Annotated in this window: 10 protein-coding genes; 8 read left to right on the top strand and 2 right to left on the bottom strand. The window is 57.3% G+C overall.

The genetic code is table 11. From position 1 onward, the window contains the following. Positions 1-131 precede the first annotated feature (131 nt). Together ACTUHY_RS12265 and ACTUHY_RS12260 are read right to left on the bottom strand one after the other, a co-directional pair. On the bottom strand, positions 132-1,862 hold the full coding sequence (locus tag ACTUHY_RS12265) for a sensor histidine kinase (RefSeq protein WP_442827921.1): 1,731 nt from the start codon (positions 1,860-1,862) through the stop codon (positions 132-134). Positions 1,863-1,877: 15 nt separating this feature from the next. After that, positions 1,878-2,555, bottom strand: a complete 678-nt coding sequence (locus tag ACTUHY_RS12260; RefSeq protein ID WP_278673872.1) for a response regulator transcription factor — start codon at positions 2,553-2,555, stop codon at positions 1,878-1,880. A 197-nt stretch (positions 2,556-2,752) separates the two neighbouring features. On the opposite strand from ACTUHY_RS12260, the gene ACTUHY_RS12255 reads away from it, so the two are divergent. The 8 genes from ACTUHY_RS12255 (at position 2,753) to ACTUHY_RS12220 (ending at position 10,547) form a co-directional block, all read left to right on the top strand. Beyond that, positions 2,753-3,052 (top strand): LysM peptidoglycan-binding domain-containing protein, encoded by a 300-nt coding sequence (locus ACTUHY_RS12255; RefSeq protein ID WP_442827920.1) that lies wholly within the window; start codon positions 2,753-2,755, stop codon positions 3,050-3,052. Positions 3,053-3,225: 173 nt separating this feature from the next. Further along, positions 3,226-4,806, top strand: a complete 1,581-nt coding sequence (locus tag ACTUHY_RS12250) for a hypothetical protein (RefSeq protein WP_442827919.1) — start codon at positions 3,226-3,228, stop codon at positions 4,804-4,806. A gap of 15 nt (positions 4,807-4,821) precedes the next feature. Continuing rightward, positions 4,822-4,974 (top strand): hypothetical protein, encoded by a 153-nt coding sequence (locus tag ACTUHY_RS12245; RefSeq protein WP_278673876.1) that lies wholly within the window; start codon positions 4,822-4,824, stop codon positions 4,972-4,974. Further along, complete coding sequence (locus ACTUHY_RS12240; RefSeq protein WP_278673877.1) at positions 4,971-5,435, top strand: hypothetical protein; 465 nt, start codon at positions 4,971-4,973, stop codon at positions 5,433-5,435. Before ACTUHY_RS12245 ends, ACTUHY_RS12240 begins: the two co-directional genes overlap by 4 nt. After that, on the top strand, positions 5,422-7,056 hold the full coding sequence (locus ACTUHY_RS12235; RefSeq protein WP_278673878.1) for an AAA family ATPase: 1,635 nt from the start codon (positions 5,422-5,424) through the stop codon (positions 7,054-7,056). The genes ACTUHY_RS12240 and ACTUHY_RS12235 overlap by 14 nt, the downstream gene beginning before the upstream one ends. After that, positions 7,053-7,529: a hypothetical protein gene (locus ACTUHY_RS12230; RefSeq protein ID WP_442827918.1), complete on the top strand. Its 477-nt coding sequence runs from the start codon at positions 7,053-7,055 to the stop codon at positions 7,527-7,529. The genes ACTUHY_RS12235 and ACTUHY_RS12230 overlap by 4 nt, the downstream gene beginning before the upstream one ends. A 131-nt stretch (positions 7,530-7,660) precedes the next feature. Further along, positions 7,661-8,905, top strand: coding sequence for a hypothetical protein (locus ACTUHY_RS12225; protein ID WP_278673880.1), 1,245 nt, complete (start codon positions 7,661-7,663; stop codon positions 8,903-8,905). Positions 8,906-9,107: 202 nt separating this feature from the next. Next, positions 9,108-10,547: a carbon starvation CstA family protein gene (locus ACTUHY_RS12220; protein ID WP_278673881.1), complete on the top strand. Its 1,440-nt coding sequence runs from the start codon at positions 9,108-9,110 to the stop codon at positions 10,545-10,547. Positions 10,548-10,734: the final 187 nt, after the last annotated feature.

Below are 10,734 nucleotides of genomic sequence, written 5' to 3'. Positions count from 1 at the left end.
ATTCTCCTTTCAGTTCTTCGTGGTGGTTGAGGTGAAATGTAGCTTAGATATGTCTTTATTTTATCGTAAGACAAGGGGTCTTGTGAACAGGAGTGTCCACAAGACCCCAACATTTATTATAGAACCTATTTTCATACTCCCGGCAGTTGGACTTCTATGGTGGTCCCTTCATTGACCCGGCTGGTGAGTCTGATCTTGCCCCGGTGCTGTTCTACGATGTGCTTCACGATGGACAGGCCCAGGCCACTGCCTCCGCTTTGCTTGCTCCGGCTCCCTTCCACCCGGTAGAACCGTTCGAAGACCCGTTCCTGGACGTCTTCCGGGATGCCGATGCCGGTATCTTTCACGGTGAGGATCACCTGGTCCCCAGCCCGCTCCATGGTCACGTACACATGGCCCCCAGGCCGGTTGTACTTGACTCCGTTGTCGATCAGGTTCATGGCCATTTCCCGGAGCATGCTGCTGCTGCCCCGGATTTTGTCTTCGATGAGCTGGCAGTGGATGGTCACCTGCTTGTCCTGACAGACCGGTTCCATGAAGTCTACCACGGATTGGATCAGGCCGCCCAGGGGTACTTCTTCCTGGAGGGCCTCAGCAGGCATCTCTTCGATCCGGGAGAGGAAGATGATGCTGTTGATCATTTCCAGCAGCCGGCCGGCTTCTTTCCGGATCAGCTGTCCGAAATGGGTAATATCTTCTTTCTTCTGGTACAGCCCGGCCGCCATCAATTCCGCAAAGCCGCTGATGGAAGTCAGGGGGGTCTTCAGCTCATGGGTCACGTTGGCGGTGAAGTCCCTCCGCAGCTGTTCCCGTTCCCGGGCTTCCGTAATATCCTGGATGATCAGCATCCGAGTGGCCCGTCCCTGGGGCGGATCCAATGGCTGGAGAGCCAGTTGGTACTGGCGGCTCCGGTATTTCACGGTCTGGTTCCAAAGGTGCCCCTCTTTGAGCTGATCCAGAGGGATCCGGGCTTCTGGCGGCAGGAAGGGCATGAGGAATTTCCCCAGGAGCCGGGGCCGTCCGGCGGTAGGGCGTTCTTCCTGCTGGAGCAGCTGGAAGCCCCAGGCGTTGACCCATTGGATCCGCATCTGGTCGTCCAGGAGGATGACCCCTTCCTTCAGGCTGTCGGTGATCCGTTTCATGGTATTCCGTTCCTGTTCCAGGTTCCGCAGGCTCTGGTCCAGCTGTTTCCCCTGGCGGTCGATGGTGGCCAGGAAGGGAATCAGTTCCGGATAGGAGGTATGGAACAGCTGCCGTTCTTCTTCCGAGGTGTCCCCCTGTCCGATCTGGGACAGATACCGGGTAGCCTGTTCCAACGGATCCAGGAGCCCTTGGGTGAGCCGGCGCACGGTGAACTGGCAGATGAGGATCAGGAGCAGAAGGGAAATGATCCACCAGGGCAGCAGGGCTTCCAGGGGACGGAACAGTTCCGTCTGGGTTCGGGCCACCCGGAGCACGCTGCCGTTGGTCAGCTTCTGGGCGGCGTACAGGGTGACTTCCTGGAGGGTGGAGGAACGGCGGGCATCACTGCCCTGGCCTTCTCCTAGGGCTTCAGCGATCTCCGGCCGTTCCCGGTGGTTGGGCATCCGGGAAGCCTCTTCATAGGAATCGTAGAGCACGGTACCATGGGGATCCACCCAGGTAAAGCGCAGATCGGAAGAAGAACGGCTGGAGCGCTGGAGAAAGACATAGGGATCGCTGTAGTGTTCCATTTCTGTCCCCATGACCTGGGCTACCTGCCGGAGATCGGCCAGGGTCTGCTGTTTGGCCGTCTGCCAGAAGGCAAAAGCGCAGACCAGGGCGGTGACCAGGATACAGGCCAGCCCCACCAGGAACAGATGGAGATAGATCTGTTTTTTCATAGGAGGCTCCCTGTTTTACTGGATCCGGTAGCCCACACCCCGGACCGTCTGGATGATTCGGCCGGCTTTCCCCAGTTTCTGCCGCAGGCTCCGGATGTGCATGTCGATGGTGCGGCTCTCTCCTGCATAGGAGAAGGACCAGACTGCTTCCATGATCTGGTCCCGGCTCAGGACGATGCCGGCATTGGCCATCAGGTAGTGGAGCAGATCGAATTCTTTGACGGTGAGTTCGCAGGGCTGTCCCAAGGTGGTGACTTGGTGCTTCTTCAGGTCCAGGGTGATGTCTCCGCAGACCAGGATATCCTGGTCCTGGGGTTTTTGGAGGCTCCCGCGGCGGAGGACGGCCTTGACCCGGCTCAGCAGTTCCATGATCCCGAAGGGTTTGGAGATATAATCGTCCGCCCCGGCATCCAGTCCGGTGACCACGTCGTATTCACTGGTCCGGGCCGTGAGCAGGATGATGGGAAGGGACGCTGTGTCACTCTGTTCCCGGAGCTTTTTCAGGATGTCCAGGCCATTTTCGCCCGGCAGCATGATATCCAGGAGGACCAGGTCGGGCTTTTTGTCTTCCAGGGCTTTCCAGAACGCCTGGCCGTCGGGAAAGGCTTCTGCCTGGAAATTCTGGCTACACAGCGCATAGCGGACCAGTTCCCGGATATTTTCATCGTCTTCTACGCAATAAATCAGCGACATACCATCGCTCCTTCCGTTGCTTTTCTTTTCCCTCCATTATAGCCCACTTTCCGGGATTCCAACAGAGGGGGAACGGTTATAGCCAGAGGCGCAGAAGATGGGATTAAACGAACATATATTCATAAAACTCTTGCATAAACGAACAAAAGATGATATCATACAAATAACGAACAGAAGTTCGAATGGAGGGAGAGAAAATGAAAAAAGTTTTACTGGGTCTGGTATTGCTTTTGTTTGGGGTTTCCGGGTATGGGGTGCTGCAGATGGAGGCGGCACCTACCAGTTATCATATAGAACAGGTAATCGTGATGCGGGGGGACAGCCTGTGGGGAATCGCCCGGCGGTACACCCATCCGGAAGAAGATGTCCGGGAAGTCATCGACCGGATCGCCAAGGCCAATCATCTGGATTTGCGGCGGTCCATCCAGCCGGGGCAGAAGCTGACGGTGCCGGTGAAACAGAACAAAACGGAAAAGCTGGTGGCCAGCCGCAATTGACGGTCACCATGGCCGCTGTCCAGGGGCTGTTGCATGCGCAACAGGCCTGTCATGAAGCGTACGACGTATGACGTCTGACGAAGGGGGTGCTGCACGTGTGCGGTTTTCACACGTGCAACACCTCCCGTTTTGTTGTACAATGGAAAGGAATTGACAAGTCAAGATACAGGGGAATGATCAGTATGGTAGAAGGGGTTTCTCCGGGGGCAGGAAAAGCCTGCCGGGGAGAAAAGACAAGCAATTATTACATCGGAGTGCTGCGGAACCTGGAACAGGGGCTGATCCCGGACGAAGGATGGATGGCCCGGGCCCGGGAATGGGTGGTGCGGGCTTCCCAGGACTGGCTCAGTTACAGCATGGCCGCCCTGGTCTTCTGGTTCTGTGATGATCCGGGGTCTGCCCAAAAGGCCCTGGACCGGGCCTTGGGGCTCCAGGAGGAAAAGACCTCTCTTTTCTTCCTGCTGACGGCCGCCTGGCAGCAGCGGGGTGCTATGGAAGACCGGTGGATGGAACGGTACATCCGGAACCAGAACCAGCTCCAGGTGACCGGAGATTTCCGGTTCCTGCTGGAACTCTGGATCCGGAAGGCCTTGACGCCGGGGGGAGACAAGAAACTGGAGACGGTGCTGTCCGGCTGGGAGGAAGACCTGTCCCAGTCGGCAGAGACCGAAGGACGCCAGGTGGATCTGTGGCGCCGGTATTTCCGGGATCTGCGGAAGGCCATTTCCCTGCCCCAAACGGATCAGTACCAGTATCTCCGGAATCTGCCCGGGACCACGGCGGGAGCCCTCCTCCAGGGAGCGCTCCTGGCCCGTCCGGTGGGCCAGTTCCTGGACCGGCATCAGAGCCGGCCGGAAACCTGGCAGGAGCCTAGGGGAGCCTGCCGGATGCTGTTGGAAGATTTCCTCCGGTCAGAGTGCCTGCAGCTGCCAGCGGCTATCTGGAAAGGGACCTTCAGCGATTTCCTGACCTTTTCCCTCCGGCAGACGGAAGAGGGACAGGAGGGGCAGCCCAGTCCCCAGGCGGAACGGTTCCTTTTGGCTCATTCGGCCCGCTGGCTGCATCAGGCCTTCGATGATGTGACCGGGGAAACGGCCCGGCTGGTACCGGGGTCCATCAGATATAATTTCAATTATTCCTTCCATCGGCAGGACCACTGCTTCAGCTGTGACATCCAGGACGGGATGGAAGAGGCGGCGGTGGTCCGGCAGTGCCAGCAGGATATGGATGCGGCTTTGGCACCAGAACAGCAGGCTGCAGACTGGCGGCGAGCGGCTTTGAAAATCACCCTGCCCTGGGCCCTGGTCGGGCTGTATCTATACGGGAATGGAGCTAAGCTCATGGCGCAGCACAGTGTGCTCTTTCCTTTGGGCCTGGGGATCTTTTCCTTCTTCATGGCGAAAAAATCCTTCAGCTTCTTCTTTGCCATGATGGGGTCCATGGTGATCTTGGCCCTTTTCCACTTGGCCCTGCCCCATGTCCAGGCTCCGCTCTTTGGACTCCTGGTCTTCCTGGGACTCCTGGCTTTCTGGCAGTACTGGAAGAAGCGGCCCCTGGCCAGGCTGTTCGCCCAGGACCGGGCGCAGCTGTGGCAGTCCCTGGAAGAACTGGTCCGGGGGTCCTGCGCGGAGACTGCTGATTTCCGGGATCATTACCGGGCCTATACCCAAGAGCAGGAAGGGATCCGGGATCGCTTGGCCCAGCTGGAAAAAGAAGCAGAGATGACACAGAAGCGGCGGATCCGCCATATCTAAAGGAGGAACCAGGAAATGGAACAAGAACAGAACGGGAGCCCTTTTGCTCCTTTTGGGTCCTCGGATGGGACGCAGCAGGAAAACCAGCAGAAACGCCAGAGCCACCGGTTCCCGACATGGGACCTGATGCCGCCTCGGATGCCGGTACGGGGAGGGGATAAGGGATGATGAAACCTCCGGAAATTTACGGAGAATGGATCCCCCTGCTGGAACGGTTCGCAGAGGGGAAGGATGACCGGGAAGTGCTGCCTGCCATGCAGGCGGGGAAGTTGCCCTGTTTCAGGATCGTATTGGAGCGGTTCACCGCCCGGCTGGACGCCGCTATGGAAAAGCGGTTCGAACGTCTGGTGGGAGAATTCCAGGCCCAGGGGGCCATGCAGACGCCGGATCAGGCCGAACAGATGATCCGGGGGCTCCGGGACGGCCTGGGACAGCTGAAGTCAGCCGTCACCCTGCCCTGTCTGCCGGAATCCCTCCGGAACCAGTTCCCAGCAGAGATCCAGAAAGGGGCGGACCGGGTCCAGGCCAGCCTGGAAGCTTCGGCTGCCCAGAATCACAGCGGGGTGCTGCAGCATTTCCTGCAGCTGTATCCGGTGAACCGATGGGAGGAAAGACATGAGCAATCGTAAGGAAGCCAAACAGCTGCTGCGGCAGTATCTCATAGCACGGATTCCCTTCATCGTGCTCCAGACCATCGAAGTGCCCCGGGCCCTGGAACTTTTGCGGGAAATCGCCCTGGAATTGGACCAGGAGCATTGGCTGGATCAACAGAGCTTCTTTGCCCACACCCTGAGCAAAGGGGTCTATGAACTGTGCACCAACCGGAGCGTGGAAGAAAATGCCAAATCCGTGCTGGGAGCGGGGGATTTCCTCATTGGGAAGATGCGCCAGGAAAAGAAAGAATACCAGACCCTGATCCTGACGGAGATCCCGGATATCAGCGAGGACAACAGCGAATCCCAGCGGATGCTGGACCTGGTCTCCCTGGCTTCGGAGATGTACGGGACCCTGGTGGTGCTCAGCCACCGGCCAGTCTGGAACAATCTCCAGCGCCATGGACTCATCGTGACCCTGGATATGCCCGATGAAGAGGAAATGGTCCAGCTGATCCATTCCCAGCTGGATGTGAACCGAGATGAAGTAGAGATCCAGTGGGATGAAGGAGATATCCGGGAAGCGGCGGCCACCCTGGCTGGGGTGAGCCAGATCGAAGCCACCAATGTGCTGTCGGCTCTTTTGGCTAAAGGAAAGGTGACCAAAGAGGACATGGGGGAAGTGCGGAATGCCAAGAACCGTCTGTTCTCCAATATCTCCGGCCTGGAAAAGATCCAGGTAGACCCGACCATGAAGGAAGTGGGTGGACTCCAGGGCCTCCAGGACTGGCTGGAGGAAAAGAAGGCCCTGCTCAAGCCGGAAAAGAAGGAACTGATGCGCCGGCTCCATCTCCAACCGCCCCGGGGCATCCTCCTGGTAGGGGTGCCGGGTTGCGGAAAGTCCCTGTCTGCTAAGGCCATCGCCGCCAGCTGGGAGCTGCCCTTGTATCGGCTGGATTTCGCTACGGTCCAAGGCAGCTATGTGGGCCAGTCGGAACGGCAGCTGCGGGATGCTCTGGCTACGGCGGAAAATGTGTCCCCCTGCATCCTTTGGATCGACGAAATCGAAAAAGGCCTGGCAGGAGCCGGTTCGTCCAACGACGGCGGGGTCTCCACTCGGATGGTGGGACAATTCCTGTTCTGGCTCCAGGAATGCCGGAAAGCGGTGTTCGTGGTGGCTACGGCCAACGATGTATCCCGGCTGCCTTCGGAACTCCTCCGCCGTGGCCGGTTCGATGAACTGTTCTTCGTGGACTTGCCCACGGAAGAGGAACGGGAGGATATCCTCCGGCTGTATTTCCAGCGGTACCTCCAAGTGGACATCCATTCCAATGAGGGATTCGCCCGGCAGCTGGTGACCTTGACCGACGGGTTCACTGGGGCGGATCTGGAATCGGCTGTGCGGGAATTGGCTTACCGGAAGGTGGCGGAACCGGACCATGATCTGACCCGGAGCGAGATCTTGTCCTCCTTCCAGAATGTAGTGCCCCTTTCCCAGACCAGCCCGGAAAAGATCGACCAGATCCGCAGCTGGGGGAAAGAACGGGCGGTACCGGCTTCTGGACGGCCCATCGGGGAAGAGAAACTGCCTTCCCATACAGGGAACTTGGCACGGAGAGTGCTGGTACGGAGAAAGGGGGAATCGCCATGTTCATGAGCAGGCAGAAACGGCAGGAAGCCCTGGCCCGGAGCGGGACGGATTTCCGGACCCAAGGAGGAGATACGGAAACGGGGACCCTCACCGGGGAAAATGCCCGGCTCCTGCGGGAGACCCGGACGCCCGCCTATGTGGACTTATTGGGGAAACTGGATGCGGGAGAAGGGAAGCTGGACCCTCACTTCGCAGCCCGGGTGTCAGAGGAGATCCGGAAGGATTTCCCGGCTGTCCGGTGCCTGGGGAAATTGCTAGGCGTCCTGGCGAGGTGTTATATCGATGATACCTATGATGTGCATACTCTGGATTACCAGCTGGAGTTCCTCCATCATTACCACCAGGGGGAAGCCCTGCCGGATGGCTTGGCCAAGGGGCGGAATCTGGCCCTTTACGGGGGATATGCGTTCGTGGAAGTCTATACGGACTGCTGCCGGGGGGTGTTCGCCGACGGCCGGGTGGCTGTGATCCCGGACTGAGCGGCCGTTTGTGACACTTTTCTGATACCTTCCCCCAAAGCCTGACGGGGTGGGGGAAATATGCTATACTTACGGTAGAAAGATGGATATCCGCAAAGCATGTGCTGTGGACAATGACTGGAGGGATCTTTATGACAGAAGAAATGGATAAACGGGACGCTGTGGAACAGGACCAGGAGACAATCGAAGCCGAAGTCCGTCCTATGGACGGAGCGGAGGATACGGAAGAGAACCTGGGACCAGAGGATATCGCCCGGGAATCGGAACGGATCATCCGCTGGGGAGCGGCTCGGGCCAGTGTCATTGTCATGACGCCCTTCCTGGGCAGCCTGGCCCTGATGGCCAATGAAGTCTACATGATCACCCGCCTCTGCGACCTCCGGGGGGTGGAACTGGAAACCGGTGCCATTGCCGGGCTGATCGGTTCCCTGGGGGCTTCCTTCGTGGGGCAGACCGTGTTCACTTTCATCCCCTTCCCGCCCCTCCAGGTCCCCATGGCCGTAGGTATCACCTATGCAGTGGGGAAAGCGGCCAATGCCTGGCTGGATGCAGGCCGGCCTGATGATCTGAGCCAGTTCAAGGAAATGTACGAACAGGCCCGGAAGGAGGGCATGGAAAGATTCCGGGAATTCACCAAGAATAAGGACAAAAACCTGCCCTTGGGGGATGAACGGAAAAAAGTGGCAGAGAAGGCGAAACCGCTCTTCGACAAACTGAAGGGCAAGGCGGATGAAGCCGCCGGCCGTCTGGGCGAAGTGGCGGAGAACATGGGCACCTATGTGGACGATTTCAATGTGCTGGTGGCTCCCTTCAAGGAAGCGGTGAGCCGCTGGGTGAATGCCCAGACCTTCGAGCAGCTGCGCCGGGGAGAACTGGTGATCCCTTACACCGATCTGGCCAAGGGATTGGGAGAAGCCATGAAGGACAGTGAATTCCAATTCCGGGAATGTCGGTACCAGGGTGAGAACCAGCTGGCAGTCACGGTGGACCATGAAAAATACGGCTCCCTGACGGCGGATGTGGAAATCGAAGCCCTGGCCCTGAACAACACGGCCTCCTATGCCCGGTTCCGGATCCACGATTTCTCCATCGCAGACAACAAGCTGGGCGAACTGCTGGTGCGCCTCCTGGGGACCCGGATCATCATGAGCCTGGTGAATGCCATCTTCAATATGACGGTGGTGAACCGGGACGACCTGATCTGTACTTTCAGCGACAAGAGCCTGACCGTGGACTTTACGGAAGTGATCAAGAAGAGCCGGCTGGCCCAGCTGAAGGTGAAAGGCTTCAATCTCTTCGACCTGGTGCGGCTCACCGGGCTGGTACCGGAAGCGGACGGTCTCCATGTCCTTAGCAGCTGGGGTCTGAAAAAATAAGTACTGTCTGTGTCTACTGATAAACCGACAGTTGTTTCTTATAAGGGGGGAGGGTGATACACCTTCCTCCTTATTTAACGTAATTTAGTAAATATACACAGAATTACCACAATTCATATGGATTTTTTGTTGGAGAAGGATTATAATGGACCCGACAGTGAAACTTGCGGATTGAAGGGGTCCGCAGAAGGGGGTTTATTCAATGATTAGCTTCTTTGTGTGTCTTGCTATTTTAATTGGTGGTTATTTCATCTATGGCGGATACGTAGAAAGCTGCTTCCGTCCTCCGATCGATGACAGAAAGACTCCTGCCTATCGTCTGGAAGATGGGGTTGACTACGTACCTATGGAAAACTGGCGGGTTTTCCTGATTCAGCTGCTGAACATCGCAGGTCTGGGGCCTATCTTCGGTGCCTTGGCTGGGGCTATGTGGGGCCCTGCTGTATTCCTGTGGATCACTTTCGGTACCGTCTTTGCTGGCGGTGTCCATGACTTCATCTCCGGCGTGCTGTCCGAACGGAACGATGGGGCTTCCATTTCTGAACTGTGCGGCAAATACCTGGGGCCGACCATGAGACATATTATGCGTGGGTTCTCTGTGGTGCTGCTGATCCTGGTTGGTGTTGCTTTCACCACGGGCCCTGCCGGCCTGCTGACCAAGATCACTCCCATGAGCTACAACTTCTGGCTGGTCATCTTACTGATCTATTATTTCTGTGCTACCTTCCTGCCAGTAGATAAACTCATCGGGAAATTGTATCCGTTCTTTGGATTCTGCCTGATCTTCATGGCTGTAGGTGTGGGGACCATGCTGTTTGTGGATGGGTACCATATCCCTGAAATCGCTCTGACCAACATGCATCCGAAAGGAACCCCGATCTGGCCGATCATGTTCATCACCGTAGCCTGCGGGGCTGTTTCCGGATTCCATTCCACCCAGTCCCCGATTATGGCCCGCTGCATCAAGAGTGAACGGGACTGCCACAAGATCTTCTACGGAGCCATGGTCTGCGAAGGGATCATCGCTCTGATCTGGGCGGCTGCCGGTGTTTCTTTCTACAATGGTACGCCCGGCTTGAGCGAAGCTTTTGTGAAATACCATGGCGCTGGCGGTGTTGTGTACGACATCTGTTCCGGTCTGATGGGCTACCTGGGCACCGTCATTGCTATGGTCGGCGTCATCGCCTGCCCGGTGTCTTCTGCTGATACCGCTTTCCGGTCCGCCCGGTATACCCTGGTCGACTGGTTCAAAATCGATCAGCACACCCTGGCTTCCCGCCTGAAACTGGCTGTGCCCATTATCGGTGTGGGCGGCATCCTGACCCAGGTGGACGTGACCATCCTGTGGAGATACTTCTCCTGGACCAACCAGACCCTGGCCATGCTGGTGCTCTGGTCCGGTGCCATGTACCTGTATGCCAATAAAGGCAATGCTTGGATCGCTATCATCCCGGCAACCTTCATGAGTGCCGTAGCCAGCACCTACATCCTGGTCGCCAAGGAAGGGCTGCAGCTGAGCACTTCCGTGGCTTACCCAATCGGTATCGCCTTCGCCATCGTCGCCTTCTGCCTGTTCTGGAAACGGGCCAAGAAAGTGGACCGGGGCGAACTGGATATTGCCGACAAACCTGTCCAAGGCTGATTCCTTGTCAAAAATCCATTTCCCTTCAAAGAGACCTCGAGAGTATGCTCTCGGGGTTTCTTTTTTGGTTCTATAATAAATGTTGGGGTCTTGTGGACACTCCTGTTCACAAGACCCCTTGTCTTACGATAAAATAAAGACATATCTAAGCTACATTTCACCTCAACCACCACGAAGAACTGAAAGG

This window comes from Acidaminococcus nyctereutis (assembly GCF_052216985.1).
In the GTDB taxonomy this organism is placed as follows: domain Bacteria; phylum Bacillota; class Negativicutes; order Acidaminococcales; family Acidaminococcaceae; genus Acidaminococcus; species Acidaminococcus fermentans_A.
The sequence above is the reverse complement of the archived record's forward strand: the minus strand, read 5'-3'. Positions and strand labels throughout refer to the sequence as shown.

Excerpts from the sequence above, each read along its gene's own strand:
- ACTUHY_RS12255 (WP_442827920.1), top strand. The coding sequence starts at position 2,753 with ATGAAAAAAGTTTTACTGGGTCTGGTATTGCTTTTGTTTGGGGTTTCC.
- ACTUHY_RS12250 (WP_442827919.1), top strand. The coding sequence starts at position 3,226 with ATGATCAGTATGGTAGAAGGGGTTTCTCCGGGGGCAGGAAAAGCCTGC.
- ACTUHY_RS12245 (WP_278673876.1), top strand. The coding sequence starts at position 4,822 with ATGGAACAAGAACAGAACGGGAGCCCTTTTGCTCCTTTTGGGTCCTCG.
- ACTUHY_RS12225 (WP_278673880.1), top strand. The coding sequence starts at position 7,661 with ATGACAGAAGAAATGGATAAACGGGACGCTGTGGAACAGGACCAGGAG.
- ACTUHY_RS12230 (WP_442827918.1), top strand. The coding sequence starts at position 7,053 with ATGAGCAGGCAGAAACGGCAGGAAGCCCTGGCCCGGAGCGGGACGGAT.
- ACTUHY_RS12220 (WP_278673881.1), top strand. The coding sequence starts at position 9,108 with ATGATTAGCTTCTTTGTGTGTCTTGCTATTTTAATTGGTGGTTATTTC.
- ACTUHY_RS12265 (WP_442827921.1), bottom strand. The coding sequence starts at position 1,862 with ATGAAAAAACAGATCTATCTCCATCTGTTCCTGGTGGGGCTGGCCTGT.
- ACTUHY_RS12235 (WP_278673878.1), top strand. The coding sequence starts at position 5,422 with ATGAGCAATCGTAAGGAAGCCAAACAGCTGCTGCGGCAGTATCTCATA.
- ACTUHY_RS12260 (WP_278673872.1), bottom strand. The coding sequence starts at position 2,555 with ATGTCGCTGATTTATTGCGTAGAAGACGATGAAAATATCCGGGAACTG.
- ACTUHY_RS12240 (WP_278673877.1), top strand. The coding sequence starts at position 4,971 with ATGATGAAACCTCCGGAAATTTACGGAGAATGGATCCCCCTGCTGGAA.